This window comes from Pontixanthobacter aquaemixtae (genome assembly GCF_009827395.1).
In the GTDB taxonomy this organism is placed as follows: Bacteria; Pseudomonadota; Alphaproteobacteria; order Sphingomonadales; family Sphingomonadaceae; genus Pontixanthobacter; species Pontixanthobacter aquaemixtae.
Map to the genome: position 1 here is coordinate 334,623 of NZ_WTYX01000002.1, position 22,738 is coordinate 357,360.

General features: G+C 59.5%; 18 protein-coding genes, 1 tRNA gene and 1 pseudogene. 6 read left to right on the plus strand and 14 right to left on the minus strand.

Annotated features, from left to right (window positions below; translation table 11 throughout):
* The first annotated feature begins 26 nt into the window (after positions 1–26).
* Positions 27–887 carry a pantoate--beta-alanine ligase gene (panC, locus tag GRI41_RS10590; protein ID WP_160604978.1) on the plus strand — a complete coding sequence of 287 codons (861 nt, stop codon included), beginning with the start codon at positions 27–29 and terminating at the stop codon, positions 885–887.
* 3 nt (positions 888–890) lie between these two features.
* Here the strand turns inward: panC and GRI41_RS10595 are convergent, their stop codons facing one another.
* The 4 genes from GRI41_RS10595 to GRI41_RS10610 all read right to left on the minus strand — a co-directional run bounded on the left by GRI41_RS10595 (position 891) and on the right by GRI41_RS10610 (position 5,307).
* On the minus strand, positions 891–2,762 hold the full coding sequence (locus GRI41_RS10595; protein ID WP_160604979.1) for a DEAD/DEAH box helicase: 1,872 nt from the start codon (positions 2,760–2,762) through the stop codon (positions 891–893).
* Between the two features lie 145 nt (positions 2,763–2,907).
* The gene (locus GRI41_RS10600) at positions 2,908–4,095 is read right to left on the minus strand and encodes a glycine C-acetyltransferase (RefSeq protein ID WP_160604980.1); all 1,188 of its coding nucleotides are present in this window, start codon (positions 4,093–4,095) and stop codon (positions 2,908–2,910) included.
* On the minus strand, positions 4,095–5,126 hold the full coding sequence (gene tdh / locus GRI41_RS10605) for an L-threonine 3-dehydrogenase (RefSeq protein WP_160604981.1): 1,032 nt from the start codon (positions 5,124–5,126) through the stop codon (positions 4,095–4,097). Before tdh ends, GRI41_RS10600 begins: the two co-directional genes overlap by 1 nt.
* Positions 5,127–5,233: 107 nt before the next feature.
* Positions 5,234–5,307, minus strand: a tRNA-Gly gene (locus GRI41_RS10610).
* 129 nt (positions 5,308–5,436) lie between these two features.
* Between GRI41_RS10610 and cysD the strand changes: the two are divergent.
* From cysD to GRI41_RS10625, 3 genes and pseudogenes are all read left to right on the plus strand, one after another.
* A pseudogene (cysD, locus tag GRI41_RS10615) lies at positions 5,437–6,354 on the plus strand (sulfate adenylyltransferase subunit CysD); the annotation flags it as partial.
* On the plus strand, positions 6,354–8,264 hold the full coding sequence (gene cysN, locus GRI41_RS10620; RefSeq protein WP_160604983.1) for a sulfate adenylyltransferase subunit CysN: 1,911 nt from the start codon (positions 6,354–6,356) through the stop codon (positions 8,262–8,264). The pseudogene cysD and the gene cysN, both read left to right, overlap by 1 nt.
* Entirely contained in the window at positions 8,261–9,028 is a 768-nt protein-coding gene (locus GRI41_RS10625; RefSeq protein WP_235901200.1) for a 3'(2'),5'-bisphosphate nucleotidase CysQ, read from the plus strand. Before cysN ends, GRI41_RS10625 begins: the two co-directional genes overlap by 4 nt.
* Here the strand turns inward: GRI41_RS10625 and GRI41_RS10630 are convergent.
* The 8 genes from GRI41_RS10630 to pepN form a co-directional block, all read right to left on the minus strand.
* Positions 9,025–9,651 (minus strand): OmpA family protein, encoded by a 627-nt coding sequence (locus tag GRI41_RS10630; protein ID WP_160604984.1) that lies wholly within the window; start codon positions 9,649–9,651, stop codon positions 9,025–9,027. The two genes, GRI41_RS10625 and GRI41_RS10630, sit on opposite strands and share 4 nt — an antisense overlap.
* The gene (locus GRI41_RS10635; protein WP_160604985.1) at positions 9,648–11,513 is read right to left on the minus strand and encodes a cation:proton antiporter; all 1,866 of its coding nucleotides are present in this window, start codon (positions 11,511–11,513) and stop codon (positions 9,648–9,650) included. Before GRI41_RS10635 ends, GRI41_RS10630 begins: the two co-directional genes overlap by 4 nt.
* A gap of 90 nt (positions 11,514–11,603) precedes the next feature.
* Entirely contained in the window at positions 11,604–12,140 is a 537-nt protein-coding gene (locus tag GRI41_RS10640) for an adenine phosphoribosyltransferase (RefSeq protein WP_160604986.1), read from the minus strand.
* Between the two features lie 83 nt (positions 12,141–12,223).
* Positions 12,224–13,093, minus strand: a complete 870-nt coding sequence (locus tag GRI41_RS10645) for a cytochrome c1 (protein ID WP_160604987.1) — start codon at positions 13,091–13,093, stop codon at positions 12,224–12,226.
* 22 nt (positions 13,094–13,115) lie between these two features.
* A complete protein-coding gene (locus GRI41_RS10650; RefSeq protein ID WP_160604988.1) occupies positions 13,116–14,405 on the minus strand; it encodes a cytochrome b in 1,290 nt (429 codons plus the stop codon).
* A gap of 17 nt (positions 14,406–14,422) precedes the next feature.
* A complete protein-coding gene (gene petA, locus GRI41_RS10655; RefSeq protein ID WP_160604989.1) occupies positions 14,423–14,965 on the minus strand; it encodes a ubiquinol-cytochrome c reductase iron-sulfur subunit in 543 nt (180 codons plus the stop codon).
* 236 nt (positions 14,966–15,201) lie between these two features.
* Positions 15,202–15,960 (minus strand): peptidoglycan editing factor PgeF, encoded by a 759-nt coding sequence (gene pgeF / locus GRI41_RS10660; protein WP_160604990.1) that lies wholly within the window; start codon positions 15,958–15,960, stop codon positions 15,202–15,204.
* Positions 15,953–18,586, minus strand: a complete 2,634-nt coding sequence (gene pepN / locus GRI41_RS10665; RefSeq protein ID WP_160604991.1) for an aminopeptidase N — start codon at positions 18,584–18,586, stop codon at positions 15,953–15,955. Before pepN ends, pgeF begins: the two co-directional genes overlap by 8 nt.
* A gap of 142 nt (positions 18,587–18,728) precedes the next feature.
* On the opposite strand from pepN, the gene GRI41_RS10670 reads away from it, so the two are divergent.
* Together GRI41_RS10670 and GRI41_RS10675 are read left to right on the plus strand one after the other, a co-directional pair.
* Positions 18,729–19,982, plus strand: a complete 1,254-nt coding sequence (locus tag GRI41_RS10670; protein ID WP_160604992.1) for a M48 family metallopeptidase — start codon at positions 18,729–18,731, stop codon at positions 19,980–19,982.
* Positions 19,982–20,752: a Rossmann-fold NAD(P)-binding domain-containing protein gene (locus tag GRI41_RS10675; RefSeq protein WP_202388794.1), complete on the plus strand. Its 771-nt coding sequence runs from the start codon at positions 19,982–19,984 to the stop codon at positions 20,750–20,752. Before GRI41_RS10670 ends, GRI41_RS10675 begins: the two co-directional genes overlap by 1 nt.
* Here the strand turns inward: GRI41_RS10675 and GRI41_RS10680 are convergent.
* On the minus strand, positions 20,749–21,672 hold the full coding sequence (locus tag GRI41_RS10680; RefSeq protein WP_160604993.1) for a DMT family transporter: 924 nt from the start codon (positions 21,670–21,672) through the stop codon (positions 20,749–20,751). The genes GRI41_RS10675 and GRI41_RS10680 overlap by 4 nt on opposite strands.
* The gene (locus tag GRI41_RS10685) at positions 21,669–22,664 is read right to left on the minus strand and encodes a threonine aldolase family protein (protein WP_160605823.1); all 996 of its coding nucleotides are present in this window, start codon (positions 22,662–22,664) and stop codon (positions 21,669–21,671) included. The genes GRI41_RS10680 and GRI41_RS10685 overlap by 4 nt, the downstream gene beginning before the upstream one ends.
* Positions 22,665–22,738: the final 74 nt, after the last annotated feature.

Below are 22,738 nucleotides of genomic sequence, written 5' to 3' on the forward strand. Positions count from 1 at the left end.
TATCTGATACCGGAGGCCCACAGCCCGTGCAAACGATCACCCGATTGGACATGTTGAGAAAAAGCGTCAGCGAGCTTCGCGCAGGCGGTGCAAAAATCGCGCTGGTCCCGACAATGGGCGCGCTGCACGAAGGCCATCTTACTCTAGTGCGCGAGGCGGCAAAGCTGGCCGATCATGTGGCGGTGTCTATTTTCGTGAACCCGACACAGTTCGGCCCGAACGAGGATCTGGATGCCTATCCGCGCCAATTGGCAGAGGATTCCGCCATGCTCGAGAAAGAAGGCGTCGCAATCCTGTGGGCGCCCGAGGTCGGGGAAATGTATCCCGATGGCTTTGCCAGCAGCATCTCTGTCGAAGGGGTGAGCGCGAATTTCTGCGGGGCCGATCGGCCGGGCCATTTTGACGGGGTCGCCACGGTGGTGAACAAGCTGTTCAACCAGGTCCGGCCCGACATTGCATGTTTTGGCGAAAAGGACTGGCAGCAACTCGCGGTGATCCGGCAGATGGCGCGCGATCTTGATCTGGTTCAGCCCTATGCGCGTGACATTATCGGCATTGCGACAGTGCGCGAGCCGGACGGCCTCGCGATGAGCAGCCGTAACCGCTATCTCGACGATAAAGACCGCGCCGCCGCCGCTACTTTGCCCCGCGAAATGCGCGAGGCGATTGCGCGGATTGAGGACGGCCAGCATGTCGGGCGAACATTGGCGGCGCTCGAAGATGCACTGTTAGGCGCAGGGTTCAGTTCGGTCGATTATGCCGAATTGGCCGATGCCGCGAGCCTCGAAAAGCTTGACGAATTGGGCGAGCGCGAAGGCCGCCTACTCGTCGCCGCACGGATTGGCGGGACGCGATTGATCGACAATATGGCGGTCGGGGCGACCTAACTCTTAGTCGGGTTTCTGGGCGCCGCCTTTGCGGTGCTTGAATTTCGCCTTGCCGCGTTCAACTCGTGGGCCGCGTTGCTTGACCGGCTTCTTACCCGCAGGCTTGCCCGATTTCTCGCGATCCCATTTACCTGGACGGACCTTGCCACCGTCTCCATCGTTTTTGGGTCCGCGATCTTTGTGCTGTGCCTTGCGGTAGGGCTTTTTGCCTTGACCGTTCCTGGGGCCATTTCTGGGACCTTTATTGCGCCGCGCCTGTTCGCGCGGACCGCCTTCGGAGCGTTCGATATGGACCGGACGATCCTTGTCATCATCTTTCGCCGTCCGCTTCACAGCATCGTCAAATTTGTCGGCGATGTTAGTCGGAATTTGAAAAAATGTTTCGTCACCACCGATGCGGATCGCGCCCACTTCGTTGCGAGTGATGTGCCCGCGACGACAAACCAGCGGCAAGAGCCAACGCGGATCTGCATTGTGGCGGCGGCCAATATCCATGCGGAACCAGACGGTATTTTCGAAACCGGGGCGATGGCGTTCCTGCTGCGCCTCGCGCCGCGCTTCAGGTGTATTGGCAATCAGCTCTTCGGGCTGCGGCATCTTGGAACGATGCGCTTGCACCAGCGCAGCGGCGATCTCCTCTGCCGAGCGTGTTTCCAGCAACTTGCGACCCAGCGCCAGATCTTCCTCGTCAGCGTCCACCGGGGCGAGCAATGTCTCCATCAATCTCTCGCGGTCCTGGGCGCGGATGGCATCGGGCGTCGGCGCATTGACCCAATCGGCCTTGATCTTCGCATTGCGCAGCATCGATTCGACACGGCGGCGGCGTGGATAGGGCACCAGAATGACCGCGGTCCCTTTCTTGCCCGCACGCCCCGTCCGGCCAGAACGGTGCTGTAGAGCCTCCGCATCGCGCGGGACCTCTACATGGATGACCAGCGTCACCGTTGGCAGATCGATCCCGCGCGCGGCGACATCGGTCGCCACACAAACGCGTGCGCGGCGATCGCGCAGCGCCTGCATCGCCTGATTGCGTTCCTGCTGCGAATGTTCGCCCGACAGCGCAACCACGCCAAACCCGCGTTCCTGCAAGGTCGCGTGCAAACGCCGCACGGCATCGCGTGTCGCGCAGAACAGAATGGCCGTCTCCGCCTCGTGGAAACGCAGCAGGTTGACCACGGTGCTTTCAATTTCAGACGGCGGAATAGTCACCGCCTGATAGGAAATATCGCCATGCCCGCGATCATCGCCCACGGTAGAAATCCGCAGCGCGTCAGTCTGGTAACGCTTGGCCAGCGCAATAATCGATTTGGGCATCGTTGCGGAGAACAGCAGCGTGCGGCGGCCTTCCGGAGCGCCATCAAGAATCGCCTCCAGCTCTTCGCGAAAGCCCATATCGAGCATTTCATCCGCCTCATCGAGAACGACAGCCTTGAGCGCCGACAGATCAAGAGCGCCGCGTTCCAAATGATCACGCAAACGGCCCGGTGTGCCGACAACAATCTGTGCCCCGCCGCGCAGCGACCGGCGCTCTTTCGATGCGTCCATCCCGCCCACACAGGTGGCGATCCGCGCACCGGCTTTCGCATAAAGCCAGCGCAATTCGCGGCTGACCTGCATCGCCAGTTCGCGTGTCGGGGCAATCACTAGCGCCAGCGGCTGAATGCCGTAGGGAACAGCCTCACCATCGGCGAGCAATTGCCCGCCCATGGCGAGGCCGAATGCCACCGTTTTGCCAGAACCGGTCTGGGCCGAGACAATCAAGTCACGCCCGTCCGCCTCGCTCTCGACAACAGCGGACTGGACCGCGGTGAGCTTCTCATAGCCGCGTTCGGTCAATGCATCGCCAAGGACTGGCGGAAGGTCGGAAAAGGTCATGGAACTCGCATTTTCAGGGGGGAGTCGCGCGCAGCAACATCACCAAGGGGCCGCAAAGCGCGGCGGGCAGGCGAAGCCTCTACACGCTTTGTGCCGCTTTGGCTTGTCTTTTTTGTGCAGGTGCGAAGGCAGCCGGCGCGAGAGCCTATACGCCGAGCCGTTTCTTCACTGTCCCGAAGGCCGCGACTGCGCGGTCGATTTCCTCAAACGTCAGGCCCGCGGACATCTGCGTGCGAATGCGCGCTTTGCCCTTAGGAACCACCGGATAGGAGAATGCGACAACATATACGCCTTCTTTGAGCATCTCGTCGGCAAAATGCTTCGCGATTTTCGCATCATACAGCATGACCGGCACGATGGCGTGCTCGCCCGGTAGCAAGTCGAAGCCCAGATCGGTCATTTGCGCACGGAAATGCGCGGTCTTTTCGGTCAGCTCGGCAATCCGGCCCGGGTTCTTTTCGATCGCATCGATCGCCGCGATCGCGCCGCTGACCACGGGCGGTGCAACGGTGTTGGAGAACAGATAGGGCCGCGAACGCTGGCGCAGCAGTTCAACCACTTCGCGCCGCGCGCTGGTATAGCCGCCGCTCGCCCCGCCCAGCGCCTTGCCCAAAGTGCCGGTGGTGATATCGACGCGGTCCATACAGCCGCGATATTCATGCGTGCCTCGGCCCTTCTCGCCGACAAAGCCGGTTGCGTGGCAATCATCGAAATGGACCAGCGCATCATATTTTTCCGCGAGATCGCAGATTTTGTCGAGCTGCGCGATAAAGCCGTCCATCGAGAACACCCCGTCAGTGGTGATCAGCTTGAAGCGCGCACCCGCCGCATCGGCCTCTTTCAGCTTCTTCTCGAGATCGGCCATGTCGTTGTTTTTATAACGATAACGCTGCGCCTTGGAGAGCCGGATACCGTCGATAATGCTCGCATGGTTGAGCTCATCCGAAATGACCGCGTCTTCGGCGGTCAACAGCGTTTCGAACAACCCGCCATTGGCATCGAAGCAGGACGGGTAAAGGATCGTGTCTTCCATCCCGACAAATTTCGAAATCCGGTCTTCCAGTTCCTTGTGCTGGCTTTGCGTGCCGCAGATGAAACGCACCGACGCCATGCCGTAGCCCCAATCATCAAGACCTTGCTTGGCCGCCGCATTGACATCGGCATCCTGCGCTAGGCCGAGATAATTATTGGCGCATAGATTGATGACTTCGCTGTTCTTCAGGTCAACCACTGCGCCCTGCGGCGAAGTGATCAGCCGTTCGTCCTTATACAGGCTGTCGGCCTTGATCTGGTCGATCTCGCTTTGGAGGTGCTGTTGGAATTTTCCGTACATTATGCGTTTTCCCAATTGAGAACGACCTTGCACGCCTCGCCCGAAAGCATCGCTTCGAAGCCTTTTTCGTAATCGGTATAGGGCAGACGATGGGTGATCAGCGGGCTGATATCGAGTCCCGAATCGATGAATACGCTCATCTTGTACCAGGTTTCGAAAATCTCGCGGCCATAGACGCCTTTGAGCGTCAGCATGTTGAAAATGACCTTGTGCCAGTCAATCGCCATGCCCGCTTCGGGCAGGCCAAGGATCGAGACTTTGCCGCCATGCGCCATATTGTCGATCAGCGACTGGAAACCGGCCTCGTTGCCCGACATTTCGAGACCCACATCGAAGCCTTCGGTCATGCCCAATTCGCACTGGACGTCTTCGATCTTTTCGCGCGACACATTGACCGCGCGGGTCACCCCCATCTTGCGCGCCATTTCGAGGCGGGTGTCGTTGACATCGGTGATCACCACATGCCGGGCACCGACGTGACGGCACACCGCGGCGGCCATCATCCCGATCGGGCCCGCACCGACCACCAGTACGTCTTCACCGACTAGATCGAATTGCAGCGCGGTATGGACCGCATTGCCAAACGGATCGAACAGCGACGCGACATCGAGATCGATACCGGCATTGTGGAGCCACAGATTTGCTGCGGGTAGCGAGAGATATTCGGCAAAGGCGCCGGTCCGGTTGACCCCGATACCATCGGCATCGGCGCACATATGGCGGCGACCGGCCATGCAATTGCGGCACCGCCCGCAGACCACATGCCCTTCACCCGAAACGATCTGGCCGATCTCGTAGCCCAGCACATTGCTGCCGATCTCGGCGATCTCGCCGACGAATTCGTGGCCCACGGTCATTGGCACGGGAATCGTGTCCTGCGCCCATTTGTCCCATTTCCAGATATGCATGTCGGTTCCGCAGATCGCGGTCCGTTTTACCTTCACCAGAACATCGTTGATTCCTATTTCGGGCTCGGGAACATCTTCCAGCCACAAACCCGGTTCGGCCTTCGCCTTGACCAATGCCTTCATTGCCGACTCCAATCGCACAGTTTGCGCGCCGGTTATCATAAAATTTCAAAAGAGTGAAATGAATGCCAAGCGCGCGAGGCGCTGTCGGGAGCAGTGATCGCAGGAGTTGGAGCGGGTAAGGGGAATCGAACCCCTCTAGCTAGCTTGGAAGGCTAGAGCATTACCACTATGCTATACCCGCCCGCTGTGGAGGGGCGCTTTCGACCAGAATTGCGGATTCGTCAACGCCCTTTCCGGCTCGCAAGCAAATCTAACTTGTCCGGGCGCCCGGATTGACTAGCTCGCACTCGCTACCAAACGAGAGAGCCGATCCCCTATGCGCCGCCTGACTCACCTTGAACGGCTCGAAGCCGAAAGTATCCATATCATGCGCGAAGTCGTCGCCGAGGCGACCAATCCGGTGATGCTCTATTCGGTGGGCAAGGACAGCGCGGTGATGCTGCATCTGGCGAAGAAGGCATTCTACCCCTCGCCGCCGCCATTTCCTTTGATGCATGTCGATACCACATGGAAATTCAAAGACATGTATGCGCTGCGCGAAAAGGCGGCGCACGATGCGGGGATGGAATTGCTGGTGTGGCAAAATCCCGAGGCGCAAGAGCGCGGCATTAATCCGTTCGATCACGGCGCGCTGCACACCGATATGTGGAAGACGCAGGGGCTTAAACAGGCGCTCGATCACCATGGTTTCGACGCTGCCTTTGGCGGCGCGCGGCGCGACGAGGAAAAAAGCCGCGCGAAAGAGCGGATTTTCAGCTTCCGCACCGCCAGCCATGGGTGGGATCCGAAGCAGCAACGGCCCGAATTGTGGAATCTCTACAACGCCAAAAAGGCCAAGGGCGAAAGCATCCGCGTGTTCCCGCTGAGCAATTGGACCGAGCTGGATATCTGGCAATATATCATGGCCGAAAATATCGAGATCGTGCCGCTCTATTTCGCCGCCCCGCGTCCGACCTATGAATATGAAGGCGGCCTGTTCATGGCCGACGATATTGAGCGGCTGGAAAAAGTCATGGGCGGCAAGCCCGAGATCGTCGAACGTTCCGTGCGGTTCAGGACGCTGGGCTGTTTCCCGCTGACCGGCGCGGTCGAAAGCGAAGCCTCTACGCTGGCGGAAGTGGTTCAGGAAATGCTCCTCACCACCACCAGCGAAAGGCAGGGGCGCACGATCGACAAGGATGATGGCGGCGCAGGGATGGAGCGCAAGAAGCAGGAGGGCTATTTCTGATGGATGACACCTCCTACAAAACAGACGCGCTGATTGCCGACGATATCGACGCCTATCTGGATCAGCACCAGAACAAGTCGCTGCTGCGCTTCATCACTTGCGGCAGCGTGGATGACGGAAAAAGCACGCTGATCGGGCGGCTGCTTTACGATTCCAAGATGATTTTCGAAGATCAACTGGCCGCGCTGGAAAGCGACAGCAAGAAGGTCGGCACGCAGGGGCAGGATATCGATTTTGCGCTGTTGGTGGATGGCCTGGCGGCAGAGCGCGAGCAAGGCATCACCATCGATGTCGCCTATCGCTTTTTCGCGACTGAGAAACGCAAATTCATCGTCGCCGACACGCCCGGACACGAGCAATATACGCGCAATATGGTCACCGGAGCATCGACCGCCGATTGCGCGGTGATTCTGGTCGATGCGCGCAAGGGTGTGCTCGTCCAGACACGGCGGCACAGCTATCTGGCGCATCTGCTGGGCATCAAGCATCTGGTGCTGGCGGTGAACAAGATGGACCTGGTCGAATATGATCAAGCGACCTTTGACGCGATCGTCGCCGATTATTCTGCCTTTGCCGAGGAAATCGGAATCGAAGGCTTCACCGCCACTCCGATCTCCGGTTTCAAAGGCGACAATATCACCGCGGCCCCTTCCCCCAACACCGCGTGGTATGACGGGCCAAGCCTGGTTGACCACCTCGAGACAATCGAGATTGCCAATGTCGCGGCGCAGGAAAAGCCGTTCCGGATGCCGGTGCAGTGGGTCAACCGGCCTAATCTCGATTTTCGCGGTTTCTCCGGCCTGATCGGCAACGGATCGGTCAAAACCGGCGATGCTGTCCGCATTGTTCCTTCGGGCAAGACCAGCACGGTCAAATCCATCGTTACCTATGATGGCGAGCTGGACAAAGCGGTGGCGGGGCAGTCGGTCACGATCACGCTTGCTGACGAAGTCGATTGCAGCCGCGGCGATGTGATTGCCGCCGCTGACAATCCGCCCGAAGCCTCCGACCAGTTCGAAGCGACATTGGTGTGGATGGATGAAGAAGCCCTGAAACCGGGGCGCGGCTATTGGCTGAAACTTGCCAGCCAGATGGTCACGGCGACCATTCAGGAGCCAAAGTACGAGATCAACGTCAATTCGCTAGAACAACTGGCGGCGAAAACGCTGCGGCTCAATTCGATCGGCGTGGCAGAGCTTCATACCGAACGCCCGATCATATTCGAGGCCTATACGGACAGCCGCGCGCTTGGTGGGTTTATCCTGATCGACAAGATCACCAATGCCACGGTTGGTGCAGGGATGCTGCATTTCAGCTTGCGCCGCGCTTCCAACGTGCATTGGCAAGCGACCACGATCACGCGCGATCAACATGCAGATCTGAAGAACCAGAAGCCGCGCGTTTTGTGGTTCACCGGCCTTTCCGGATCGGGGAAATCGACCATTGCCAATGCGGTAGAACAGCGACTCAATATGATGAACCGCCACACCTTCCTGCTCGATGGCGACAATGTCCGCCACGGGCTCAACAAGGATCTGGGGTTTACCGAGGCCGACCGGATCGAGAATATCCGCCGCGTGGGCGAAGTGGCCAAGCTGATGACCGATGCCGGGCTGATCGTGCTCACCGCCTTTATCAGCCCGTTCCGCGCCGAACGCGATCTGGTGCGCGCGATGATGGAAGACTGCGAATTTATCGAGATTTTCGTCGACACACCGCTGGAAGTGGCCGAGCAGCGCGACGTGAAAGGCCTGTATAAGAAAGCACGCAGCGGACAACTCAAGAACTTCACCGGGATCGACAGCCCTTATGAAGAACCCGAAGCGCCGGAGATTCGCGTAAACACGATCGAAATGACGGTGGAAGAAGCGGCCGATCACATCATCCGCCAAATTTTGCCGCTGAAATGAGCGATCTGATTGAAAGCATGGATGACACCGAACTCGCCGCATATCTGGCGGCGGAGGCGGGCAAGATCCTGCTTGAAGTCCGCGCGAGCGGTGAATTTGAAGGCAAGGCGCTGGGCAAAGCCGGTGATGAAACCGCCAACCGCTATTTGGTCGATGCGCTGCGCAAATACCGGCCTGATGACGGGCTGCTGTCAGAGGAAAGCAAGGACACCAAGGACCGCCTTTCCAAATCGCGCGTGTGGATCGTCGATCCGGTTGATGGAACGCGCGAATATGGCGAAGGGCGCGGCGACTGGGCGGTGCATGTCGGCCTCGCTATTGACGGGACCGCGACGAAAGGCGCCGTGGCATTGCCGGGGCTCGATGGCGGCATAGTATTGCGGACCGACAGCCCTGCATCGGGCATCAAATATGCCGCAACGCCGCGGCTAGTGGTCAGCCGTACCCGGCCTGCGAAAGAGGCGGTCAAGGTGGCCAAGCAGATTGGCGGAGAGCTTGTGCCGATGGGTTCTGCCGGCGCGAAGGCCATGGCGGTGGTGCGCGGCGAAGCGGAAATTTACCTGCATTCTGGCGGGCAGTATGAATGGGATAGCTGCGCGCCTGTGGCCGTCGCGCTGGCCAATGGGCTGCATTGTTCACGGATCGACGGATCGCCGCTGCTGTACAACCAGCACGATGTTTACTTGCCTGATTTGCTGATCTGCGTGCCCGAAATGGCTGACGAAGTCCTCGAACGTGTGCGGGCCTTGGCGGCAGAGTCTTAGTTTTCGCCCGAAACCTGCTCGACGAGCGTCGGCTTTTCATCTTCGGGACGCGGCGCGGCCAATTCCGCCGGGATTGCAATCGACAGATCAACCCGCCGGTTGAACGCCCGCCCTGCCTCATCGGGCGAGCCATCCGCTTTTGCATTGGGTCGAGCCGGGTTTTGCTCGCCCATTGCGATCACCCGGATCCGGCCCTCGCTGACACCGTTCTCCACCAGCCAATCGCGGACAGCTTCGGCCCGCCGCTGCGACGCGCGCAAATTGGCTGCGTCGGCGCCTTCCGAATCGGTGTGCCCACGCAAAGTGATCCGGCCGCCTGCGTCAAATTGCGGGCTTTGCAAAACCTGCGCGAGCTCTGCTTTTGCTGTCGCGCCCAGCGTTGACCCGCCCTCATCGAAAGAGATGCGCTGCCGCAAGGGTTCGAGCAATTCGGCCTGCCGTTCGACATCGGCATCCGGACGAATGATCGATACCGAATCTTCCGCCGGTGTTTCATCCTCGGCAGATTCGGTGGGCTCGGGCTCGACATCCGGTTGTTCAGAGGCCTGCCCGCAAGCCGACAGCGCAAGTGCGGCCAGTCCAGCGGTTGCATATCGTGAAATCATGGTGGTCCTCTCCATCATGTCGGCTGCACCTTTGCCCCGCGCTCCGCTTTGCGTGCGGCCATTTCTTCGGCAGAGCGCGCTTTGGGCGGCGAGAATGTTATGATTGTATCGCCGGCACGCGGCTCCGGACGGGCGGCATGGGTAAAGAACCGCATCCGCCCGGATTTGCGCAGCAACAACAGCATATGCGCCGTATCGGGCAGCTTTTCCTGCGCGTCGTCAAAATTGAACTCGTCCGACAGAGTTGTCTTGCGGAATATCCAGCCCTGCTGCTGGCGATCATTGACATCCGACACGCCAAAGCCGGATTCGAACAATGCCCGCCCCCTTAGCGATGGCGGGATCGCATGCCGGTCATCTTCGGCGGTCGATGCGCCCAGCTGATAGACCGAATCGCGCCCAACCTCATGCGCAAACTCGTTGCAGACGAGCGTGTTATACGCCTCGTTCTCCGTCGCCGCGACGAGCACCTGATAGGGCGCAAGGTCGAGATTGTGTTCGGTCGCCTCGTTGAGGATTTCGCCATGGTAGAAGGGCAGACCGGCTTTGCGCGCCGCGCTCAGCCGCTGCCAGCTCGGGTCAACGATCATCACCGGCGTCTTCAGGCTTGCCATCTGCTCGGCAAGCGCGATGCTCCATTGGGTGCTGCCGACAATCAGCAATCCCGGGCGCGTATCGCCTTTCACTTTGAGCAAGCGCGCCACCCAGTTGATGGTAAAGCCATGCGCAACGATTGTGGTGACCACCACCGCAAAGCTCAGCCCGATCAGGACATTGCCATCGGCATAGCCCAGCTCTGTCAGGCGCAAGGCAAACAGGCCGCAGATCGCAACCAGAACGATACCGCGCGGGGCAATCCAAGCGAGAAAGAAACGCTCGTTCCACGGGACCGAACTGCCAAGCAGGCTGAGCAGGATGGTGGCCGGGCGAACCACGAACAGAAGCGCGATAAGGAACAGGATAAAGCCGGGATTGATGCGCGGGTCGATATAGGCAAGGTCTTCTAGCGAAAGCGAAGATGACAGCAGGATAAAGATCCCCGACACCAGCAGCACCGCGATATTTTGTTTGAACGGGTGGATGCTGCGCAGGCTGGACACGTGCATATTGGCCAGCGCGATGCCCATCACGGTCACTGCGACCAGACCTGCCTCATGCTCGATCTTGTTGGAAAGAACGAACACCGCGACGACGGTGGTCAGCAGCACCGGTACTTTTAGATATTCGGGAATGGCCCCGCGCGGGAAAGACCATGCAATCGCTTTGGCCGCGAAATAGCCAAGCAGACCGGCGATGATCGCGGCAAAGATCATCGGCGGGACGACTTCGAACAGGGTCGCCCCGGGGCGCTCTGCGGTCATGCGGAAATATTCGAAAGCGATCACCGCGCATAATGCGCCGATGGGATCGTTGACGATGGCTTCCCATTTGAGGATATCCGACGGGCGTTTTTGCACCGAGGATTGCCTGAGCAGCGGCATCACAACGGTCGGCCCGGTGACAACCAGAATGCCGCCGAACAGGATTGCTACAGGCCACACGAGCCCGGCGACATAGAAACCCGCGAGACTGCCTGCGAGCCAGCCAACCGGAACGCCGAAAATCACCAGACGCCACACGCCGTCCCCGGCATGGCGCAACTCGCGCAAATCCAGGCTTAAACCGCCTTCGAACAGGATCAGCGCGACGCCGATTGCGACCATCGGCTCGAGCAAGTCGCCAAAGGCGCGCTCGGGATTGAAAATTCCCAGAATTGGTCCGGCCAAAAAGCCTGCGGCCAGCATCAGGACAATCGCCGGCCAACCCGTGCGCCATGCGATCCATTGTGCGCCAATGCCGAGAACCCCGACCAGCGCGATGACTAATGCTTGCTCTTCCATGGACTGCTGGTGCCACCAACCCCTTGTTTTGAAACCATGTCCTACAAAGAGCAATTCTCGCCCAAAGGCGAGTCAAAAGCAACGGAAAGCTCAGTCGCCTTCAAATTCCATCAGCGCCGAAACCGCGACATCGGCGGCACCCAGCTTCTGCGCGCCGCCAAGATCGGGGAGGTCGATGACGAACAGCGCATGGTCCGCTTTCGCGCCCGCCATCCGCAGCAGCTCCACCGAAGCCAGCGCGGTGCCGCCGGTTGCGATCAAATCATCGACGATCACCACGCGCTGGCCCGCATCGACCGCGTCAGGATCGATTTCCAACCGATCGGTGCCATATTCCAGCGCGTAATCCACGCCGATTGTCTTGACCGGCAATTTCCCGGGTTTGCGCACCGCGATGAAAGGCAGCCCCAGTTCAACTGCAACAGCAGCGCCGAAGATAAATCCGCGCGCTTCCATTCCCGCAATCGCTTGGGCGCCAGCTTTCTTCGCGTCTGCGGCCAGTAGCCTGACCGTCGCGGCCAGACCCGCGCCATTGCCAATAAGCGTGGTGATATCGCGGAACTGGATGCCCGGTTCGGGGAAATCGGGCACAGTGCGTACCAGCTGCTTCAACTCGTCAGCGGTCATTGATCACCTCGGAAAAAGAAACGCCCCTTGCACCTGATCGATGCAAGGGGCGTTGAAATTAGCATCAGCGAAAGAAAGCCGGTTTAGTCGGCTTTCTTCGGTTTGGTGTCGGACCAAACATGCTTTTTCGCGAAATATGCAAGCACTGTGGCGAAGAGCAGGAACAGCACGACGGGCCAGCCCCTTTGCTTACGCTCGACCAAGCTTGGTTCCGCAGTCCATGTGAGGAACGCCGAAACGTCTGCCGCCATTTGCGGGATCGTGGCTTCGGTGCCGTCAGCATAGCTAACCTGTCCATCGAGCGTCAGCGGCGGAGCCATCGCGAGATTGAGGTTAGGGAAATACTCGTTGAAATGGCCGCCATCGGGGGTCGAGAATTCGGGGAACTGTTCCTTCAGTTCAGCCGGAATCGGGCCGTAGCCGGTCAGCAACGAATTTACATAGGCGGTGCCGTTGGGGCGCGCCTTGGTCATCAGCGACAGATCCGGAGGCGCCACGCCGTTATTGGCAGTCGCGGCTGCAACATTGTTGGGATATGGCGCGGGGAATGTGTCAGTCGGGAGACCCGGCCGGGTAATCGCTTCACCGGTATCCGAATCGATATCGCGGATATTGGTCCATTCAGCGGCCAGCGCTTTCACTTCCTCAGGCGAATAACCCAGCTGCTCGAGGTCGCGGAATGCGACATATTTGAGCGAGTGACAGCTCGAGCAGACTTCCTTGTACACCTGGTATCCGCGCTGAAGCTGCGCGGCGTCCCATGTGCCGAAGGGGCCATCGTGCTGGAATTTGATGGGCTTTGGCGATTTGTGGAATTCGTGCTCCACAGTTGGCTTCACGAAGCGGCCATAGTTGGAAAGATCGGAAAATGCAGGGCCCATGCCGGCAATCAAAGAGATCAGCGCAACGCCTGCGAAACCGATGCCAACTAGAAATGCGATAAGACGGATCATGTCAGGTCTCTTTCTCTCGTCCTTAAGCCGCAGAATCTGCTTTGGCGTTTAGCGCCGCATCATCATCAGAGCCGAGCACAGCTTCGGTAATGGAATAGGGCAACGGATCAGGCTTCTCTATCGAGGAGATGATCGGCAGGATCACCAGGAAGTGCAGGAAGTAATATGCCGTCGCGATCTGGCTGAGCATAATATAGGGTTCTTCCGCATGCGCACCGCCGAGATAGAACAGCGCGGCCATATCCAGCATCAAGATCCAGAAGAAGATGCGGAACAGCGGACGATATTTGCCCGAACGCACAGGTGACTTGTCGAGCCACGGCAGAATGAACCAGATCAGGATCGCCGCGAACATCGCCAGCACGCCCCAAAGCTTGGCCGGCAGGATGAAGTCAAAAGTGAACGCACGCAGGATCGCGTAGAACGGGTAGAAATACCATTCGGGAACGATCAGCGCCGGTGTCGAAAGCGGGTTCGCTTCGATGTAATTGTCCGGGTGACCCAGCGCGTTCGGCATAAAGAACACGAACATCATGAAGATGATCAGAACAACGCCCAGTCCAAAGCCGTCTTTGGCGGTGTAGTAAGGGTGGAAAGGCAGCGTATCGCTTTCCTTCTTCACTTCCACACCGGTCGGGTTGGAGGAACCGGGAATATGCAGCGCCCAGATATGCAGGATGACGACACCGGCAATCACGAAAGGCAGCAGGAAGTGCAAGCTGAAGAAACGGTTTAGCGCGGCATTGTCCGGCGCATAGCCGCCAAGCAGCCACACCTGCAGCGGCTCACCGATCAGCGGGATCGCGCCGAACAGGCCGGTAATAACTTTCGCCGCCCAGAAGCTCATCTGACCCCAGGGGAGAACATAGCCCATAAAAGCGGTTGCCATCATCAGCAGGAAGATAACCACGCCCAGCAGCCACACCATTTCGCGCGGTGCCTTGTACGAACTGTAATAAAAACCGCGGAAAATATGCATGTAAATCACGAGGAAGAAGAAGCTCGCGCCATTGGCGTGCGCATAGCGGATCAGCCAGCCCCAGTTTACATCGCGCATAATGTGTTCGGTGGTCGCAAAGGCCACTTCCGTGTTCGACGCATAATGCATCGCCAGCACGATTCCGGTGACGATCTGCAGCATGAGGAAGAACCCGGCGAGCACGCCGAAATTCCACATATAGCTGAGATTGCGCGGAACCGGATAGCCGGCACCAACCGCATTATAGACGAGCCGCGGCAGAGGCAGCCTCTCGTCCATGAATTTCATAAAGCCGTTAGTCGGCGTATATTCGCGGGCCCAGGGAAAACTCATATCGCTTCTCTTCTCGCTTAGCCGACTTGAATGACTGTGTCTGAGGTGAAGGCATATTCCGGCACTTCAAGATTGGTTGGCGCGGGGCCTTTGCGGATCCGGCCTGCGGAATCATAGTGCGAACCATGGCACGGGCAGAAATAGCCGCCATATTCGCCTTTGACTTCGCCTTCTGCAGCGCCAAGCGGAACGCAGCCGAGGTGAGTACAAACACCCATCGTCACGAGGATATCGCGGTGGCCTTCTTGCGTGCGTTCGTCGAGCGTTTGCGGATCGCGCAGATCGCCAAGCGGCACAGCGTTTTCTTCAGAGATTTCTTCTTCGGTCAAACGCTTCACAAACAAGGGCTGCTTGCGGAAAATCGCCTTGATCGCCTGTCCCGGCTCGATTGCAGAGATATCGAGCTCTGTGCTGCTTTCAGCAAGCACGTCTTTGGAAGGTGCCATCTGGCTGATCAGCGGAAGCAGCGTAACCGCTCCGCCCACGCCTGCAGCACCAACCGCTGCGATATTGATAAAGTCGCGCCGACGTACTCCGTCTTCGCCTCGTTCTTCAGCCATTAGCTTGCCTTGCCCTGCAACTGCGCCGCATACAATGCTGCGCCAACACTCAATCCACCGGTCCGGTCCACGGAACGAATGTAACTTTCGCCCCCGTTTCCCGGCCATCTGGCAGATGCGCGAAGGCAACCTGCCATATGCCGGTTTGGGCGCGCTATTAGCGGTGATTGTCGTGGCTGCCAACCGCCTTTTTGGCACTGTTCATTCGGTTTTGCGCAACCCGGTGGCGCGCGGGGTCAGCCTGCCAAGCCGATCAAACTGAATTGCCGCCCGTAATTCGCCTCGCCCCGATGCGTCGCGCGGCGATAGGAATAGAAGCGGTCGGCTTGGCTATAGGTATCGAGCCCCAGCGCTTCGATGGTGCCGACACCGGCGGCTTCCAGTCGAGAAACCACATAGGCCTCCAGATCGAACTGCCAGTGGCCGGGCTTCCCGCGGGCAAAAAAGCGATCATCGCCGGTTGAAAACCGTGCACGAAAGCCCTCGTCCACTTCGTAGCTGGCTTGCGCGATACAGGGGCCGACCGCGGCACATATATTGGCACAATGCGCGCCGAGGCTTTCCATTGCCTGCACCGTGGCTGCAATCACGCCGTCATGCGCCCCGCGCCAACCGGCATGCGCCGCACCCACGACACCCGCCGACCGGTCTGCCAGCAAAACCGGCGCACAATCGGCGGTAACAATGCCCAGCAACAGTCCGGGGGTCTTTGTCACCAGCGCATCTGCTTCGGGTCGCTTGTCGATACTCCACGGTTTCTCGACCACCACCGCCTTGGCCGAATGCACCTGATAGGGGGAAACCAGCGTCGCATCGGGCAGGACCGCGGCACTCGCGCGCTTGCGGTTTTCGGCAACCGCATCCCCATCATCGTCCGCGCCCAGGCCGACATTCAGGCCCGAAATCGCGCCCAGCGAGACACCGCCGTGCCGGCCGAGGAAGCCGTGCGCTGTCCCCTGCAGGCAGCCCGCGTGAATGATTTCGAGCTCAGCCAAGCGAACGGGCCACCTGTTCAAATGTGTCGCGCGACAGATTCTTGGCGCTCCGGATACGCTCCAGCTCAGCGCGCATCATCGCGGATCGTTTGGGTTCGATCCTGCGCCAGCGCCCGAGCGACGGGACAAACCGCGCGGCTGTTTGCGGGTTGATCGGATCGAGCTCCAGAATGAGGTCGGCAATCAAACGGTACCCTTCACCATCCGCCGCATGGAAGGCATGCGGGTTGGCGGCGAACGCCATATAAAGCGAACGCACGCGGTTGGGGTTCCTGATATTAAAGTCGGCATGATCCGCCAGCGCCTTCACATGCTCAATCGCCTCTGGATGGAGCGAAGAGGCCTGCAGCGCAAACCATTTGTCGACCACCAGCTCATTGTCCGAATAGCGTTCGTGAAAGTCGAGCAGTTTTGCGCTCCGCCTTTCGGTGCTGAGGCCGGTTAGCACCATCAAGGCACCCTGCCGGTCGGTCATATTGTCGGCGGCATCATATTGCGCCGCCGCCATTTCGGAGGCGAGAGCGCCATTGGCCGCAGCGAGATATGCCAGCGCTTGAGTTTTCACTTTGCGTGCGCCGCGCGACGCCGATTCCTGACTATAGGCGACAGCGGATACGCGCCGATGCAGCTTTGCCAGCCCATCTTCAAACCGCGCGCCCAGCCACGCCTTCAACCCTTCGCGTTCCTCGTGGATGCGTGTGGGATCGGCGACCTGTTGCTGCTCAAGCAGATAGGTCAGGCCGGGAAGCATCATCAGCTCTCCGCGCATCGAATCGTCGAGCGTTTCATCGGTCAGGATCGCTTCAAATGCCTGTGCAATCGAGCGGCGCGCTGCCTCTCTCGCATAGTCATCCAAGCCATCGCTCGACGCCGCAGTAAGATGCCGCACGATCAAATCCTGCATCGCCTCGTAGCGCGCAAAGGGATCGTCATCCTTCGCGGCAAGGAATACGAGATCGTCGTCGGAGATGTCGCGCGCAATCCGCACCGGGGCGGAGAAACCGCGATTGACCGACAGCACGGGAGAACTGGCGAATCCGCCAAAGGAAAAGCTCTGCTCGGGCTGGTCGAGCACAATCAGCTGTTCGCCTTCGTGGCTGCCATTATCACGATCGAACAGCGCGATCCGGAGCGGGATCGGCATCGGCTTCTTGCCCGGTTGCCCGGGTGTTGGCGGAACCGTTTGTTTGAGAGTCAGAGTCGCCGTATCGCCCGAGTGTTCAAGGTTGATATCAACCCTTGGCGTACCCGCTTGCGAATACCACAGGCGGAATTGCGACAGGTCCAGCCCTGCGCCATCTTCCATCGCACGGATGAAATCTTCGCAAGTCGCAGCTTCGCCGTCATGCCGGTCGAAATAGAGGTCCGTGCCCTGGCGAAAAGCCTCTGGCCCGCACATTGTCCGCATCATGCGGATCACTTCGGCGCCCTTGTTGTAGACGGTGGCGGTGTAAAAATTGGAGATTTCGCGGAAGCTGTCGGGCCGGATCGGATGCGCGAGCGGGCCGGAATCTTCGGGGAACTGTGCCGAGCGCAAAATCCGCACATCCTCTATCCGCTTGACGGCTTCCCCTTGCATATCCTGGCTGAACAGCTGGTCCCGCAGAACGGTGAAGCCTTCTTTCAGGCTCAATTGGAACCAGTCGCGGCAGGTCACCCGGTTGCCCGACCAATTGTGGAAATATTCGTGCGCGATCACCCCTTCGACACCGTCAAAATCGCCGTCGGTTGCGGTTTCGGGATCGGCCAGAACATATTTGGTGTTGAAGACGTTGAGGCCCTTATTCTCCATCGCGCCCATGTTGAAATCGCTGACCGCAACGATATTGAACACATCCAGATCATATTCGCGTCCGAATGTCTGCTCGTCCCATTCCATCGACTTGATCAGCGACGTCATCGCGTGGCGGGTGCGGCCCAGATCGCCATCTCGGACATAGATTGCGAGATCGACTTCGCGGCCGGACAGTGTTGTGAAACTGTCAGCGTTGGCGACCAGATCGCCCGCGACCAATGCGAAAAGATAGGACGGCTTGGGCCATGGGTCGTGCCATTCCGCCCAGTGGGTGCCATCGCCATTTTCGCCTTCTGCGGCTTTGTTGCCGTTTGAAAGCAGAACCGGAAAATCCGCTTGCGAGCCAGCCATGCGCACGGTGTATGTCGACAGCACATCGGGCCGGTCGGGGAAGAAAGTGATCCGCCGGAATCCCTCTGCTTCGCATTGCGTGCACAGCATGCCGTTGGAGGCGTAAAGCCCCATCAATTGCGTATTCGCGGAAGGGTCAATCTCTGTCGTAATCGACACCTCATGCGCATCGCCCGGCAGGGTCAGAAGCAGCGAGTCGCCGTCCATTTCCCAACCCGAACTTTCCTGACCATCCACCGTAACGCTTGCGGCCGAAATTCCGTCACCATCCAGCCGCAACACGGCCGATGCCTGCGCCGCCGGATTGCGTTCTATCTGCAGGGTCGAGACCACTATGGTCTTGGCCAAGCCCAGCGTGAATTCGAGCCGCGTGGCCGGAACCAGCCACGGAAACGGCTGGTAGTCTTCGCGCCGGATTACCGGGGGTTCGTGAGGGGTGGGCGCGGCATCTGCCATCTCGGGGTTCGTTGAAATATCCATGGCGCCTGTCTGTAAATTGTCCTGAGCGCGGGTCCAGCCCCAACTGCGCCTGTCGAACGGCCCGGCTGGTTCATCGGTGGCAGCGTTGACAGTGTGCAGCAATCGGGGGATGCATCCGGAAAACACGGGAGGGAGCCCAATCATGTTTGATTTTCTTGCCAGCGCCGCAGCGGGAACCGCAGGCAGTTTTGACGTAGAGGCCGCCACGCGCGTTTATCTGGACACGCTTCAAGGGCCGGCCCGCGCAAAGTCGGACGCCTATTTCGTCGGCGGTTATTGGCTGATCCTGTGGGGCACGCTGGTCGCGATCCTTATTGACTGGCTATTCCTGCGTTTCCGGCTCAGCGCGCAATTCCGTGATTGGGGCGAGCGGTTCTTCAAACGCCCGTTCGGTGTCACCTGGGTCACCGCCTTGCTCTACAGCATTGTCGGCTGGGCAATCAGCCTTCCCTGGTCAATCTACACCGGGTTTGTCCGGGAGAAACAATACGACCTTCTCGATCAGGGGTTCGGCGCGTGGTTTGGCGAACAGTTGATCGGCTTCGCTATTTCGCTGTTCTTCGCGCCGCTGCTTATCGCGGTGATCTATTGGGTAATCCGCAAGGCTCCGCGGACATGGTGGCTATGGGGCACGGGCGTTGTCGGGATCTTTCTGTTCCTGATGGTGATGATCGCGCCGGTGTTTATTTCGCCGCTGTTCAACACCTATACCGAAATGGAAGAAGGCCCGCTGCGTGACCGGATCGTGGCGATGGCAGAGGCCTATGATGTGCCAGCCGACAACATCCTCATTTTCGACCAGTCGAAGCAGCACAAAAGAGTTTCGGCCAATGTTTCCGGCCTTGGCCCGACAATCCGGATTTCGCTCAATGACAATCTGCTTGAGCGCACGAGCGAGCAGGAAGTGGTCGCGGTGATGGGGCACGAGCTGGGCCACTACAAGCTCAGCCACGGGCCCAAGCGCGTGTTCTTTATGCTGCTGATTATCGGCATCGGGCTGTTTGTCGTCAGCCGCGCCGCGCCGTGGCTGATCGCGCGCTATGGAGACCGTTGGGGCGTGAAGGATCTCGCTGATCCCGCATCTTTGCCCGTGCTCGGGATCGTGCTTTCCGTATTCTTCATGTTGGCGACCCCCGCCTTCAACAACATCACCCGCGTGCAGGAGAACGAGGCAGATGCCTTCGGCCTTGATGCGGGCAAAGAGCCTGACGGTTTTGCCCGCGCCGCGATGCGGCTGAGCGAATATCGCAAGATCGAAGCCAGCCCGCTGGAGGAGTTCCTGTTCTACACGCACCCCTCGGGCGAAAACCGGGTCCGCCGTTCGATGCAATGGAAAGCGGACAATGTCGCGGATGCGGTGATCGAGGCCCCACCAGAGGGCTATCTCGAAAAATAATGCCGCATTTGTTGATCTTCGGTTTGGGCTACACCGCCACGCGCATTGCAGCCGCGCTGGAGGAACGGGGATGGACTGTCGATGCAACGGGGAGCAGCGGCAATGTCAGCTTTGCCGACCGCGAAGCTGTGTTGGCGAAGCTCTCTTTAGCAACGCATGTTCTGTCTTCGGTTCCACCATCTGACGGCACCGATCCGGTGCTTGACGCTTATGGTGATGCGCTGGGCCAGAGCTGGCTAGGCTATCTCTCATCCACCGGAGTTTATGGAGATACGGGCGGCGCATGGGTCGATGAAAGCGCCCCGATTGCAACGGGCCGCCGGACCGCCCGCTCTGCTTGCGACCAACGCTGGCTTGAAAAGGGCGCGCGGGTCTTCCGTTTGCCGGGCATTTATGGCCCGGGCCGGAGCGCGTTTGAGCGGGTGAGAAACGGCAATGCGAAGCGGATCGATCTGCCCGGCCAGGTCTTCAGCCGGATCCATGTCGATGATATTGCCACCGGCGTATTGGCGGGCCTCGATGGACCTGCTGGCGCCTATAATCTCTCTGACGACCTGCCTTGTGCGCAAGATCTGGTTATCGCGGAAGCCTGCCGATTGATGGGCTGCCAGCCGCCGCCGCTGCTGTCCTTGGAAGAGGCGGATTTGTCCGAAATGGCAAAGGGTTTCTATGTCGAGAATCGCCGTGTTGCAAATGGCAAGGCCAAGCGGGTTTTGGCGTGGCGGCCGCAATTTCCGACTTATCGCGAAGGGCTATCCAGCCTGATCTAGCTCTTCCGCGCCCGCAGCGCCCAGACCATCCCGGCGAGCGACAGAACCGCGCCTGCTTCGGCCAGCAGCGACCATTCATATCCTTCGATAAATGTCGAAATCAGCATCGCGACGATAACCACCAACACCCCATTATAGGCGGCGCGGCCGGGGCCGATTTCGCGCACGATCTGGTAATATAGCGGGAAAGTCACAACCGATCCGGCAATCGCCAGCCAAGCGACCCCGGCCCAGTATTCCCAACGCGCAGGAAATACCGGAGGACCAGCTGTAATCCACGCAACCGTCGCATCAATGATAACACCATAAAGAATCGACCAGGCGAGCAGGCTTGGCATGGGGAGGCCGCGCCCGACCTTTCCCGCCTGGATCACATTGGCAATCGAGGCTGCAAGAATGCCGCCAATCGTCAGCGCCGTCCCCAGCGTGACATTGCCGGTCAGCCGTGAAAGTTGCGCCTCATGCACCAGCAGCAGCACGATCCCCGACATCGCCAGCGCGCCGCCAAGCAGGAACCGCCCGGTGACTTTCTGCCCCAAAAGCGCCCAACCAAGGATCGCATTGGGGATCATCAGCATCCCGAACATCAGCGCAACAATGCCCGAAGTCAGATGCAGTTCCGCGCGATAGACAAAGCCGAAATTTGCGGCGAACTGGAAAAAGCCGATAGCGATCGCGAGCAGATGCCCGTCGCGCCCGATCTTGAGACTGCGCCCCATCGCCAGCGCGACACCGAACATTGCCGGGCACGCCAGCGCGAAACGCCAGGTGATTGACCACGCCGCCGGAACATCGCCGATCTGGCCGGTAATCACATACCAGGTCGATCCCCAGATCAGGCCAACCAGGATGAAAGGCAGGACAATTTTGGGCCGCAGCAATGTGTGCGGATTGTCGCCATCGTTCTGATGCAGGCTCATAGGCTGGCGATTGCCTTGGCGAGCTTGATCGCATGGTCTTGCGGTGTGTTCCACGCGGTGACCAGCCGCGCGGCGCCTTCGCCCCAATCGTAGAAATCAAATCCCTGCGCGCGCACCGCATCGCGTTCTTGCGGCGTGCATTTCAGGAAAATCTCGTTTGCTTCGACCGGATGCATCAAACGGTCACCAGCCGCGCCGGCGACTTCCTGCGCCGCGCCATTGGCCGCCCGCGCATTGGCAAGCCACAGATCCTTGTCCAGCATCGCCAGCAATTGCGCCGCCAGATAGCGCCCTTTACTTTGCAAATGTCCCGCCCGCTTGCGGCGATAGCGCGCGATATCGGCCAATTCCCGGTCAAAGAAGATGATTGCCTCTGCGCTCATCCCGCCATTCTTGACGAAGCCGAAACTGAGCGCGTCGACCGCGCTCGCGGCCTCTGCAGCAGAGCCGCCCAAAAACGCGCAGGCATTGGCGAAGCGCGCGCCGTCCATATGCAGGCCGAGCCCGCGCTCTTTGGCGAGATCGGCAATCGCCGCGATCTCGCCCGGCCGGTAGCTGCAGCCATATTCGCTGGCCTGGGTAATCGAAACGGCATGCGGTTGCACTTGGTGCACGTCATCGCGAATCGGATCGATCACCGCGCGGACCGTATCGGGTGTCAGCTTTGCGCTTTCCCCTTCGGCCAGCATCAATTTCGCGCCGTGCAGATAAAAACCCGGCGCGCCGCATTCATCCTGTTCGATATGCGCTTCGCGATGGCACACGACGCCGCCATGCGGCTGGACCAGCGCTGAAAGCGCAAGGCAATTGGCCGCCGTCCCCGTCGCCACCCAAAGCGCTGCACATTCGCGGCCGAAGACCTCTCCGAAGGCGTCATCCAGCCGCTGTGACACGCCATCGCCATCATAGGGCGCGTCGGGCGCATCGGCTGCCTTCATCGCTTCCCACACAGCGGGATGGACCGAAGCGGCATTGTCGGACAGGAACTGCATGGGTGCATTCATAATGGAACGCCCTTAAGCCACCGGGCGTTCAGTGCAAGAGCCGCAATTAGCAACAAGGACAA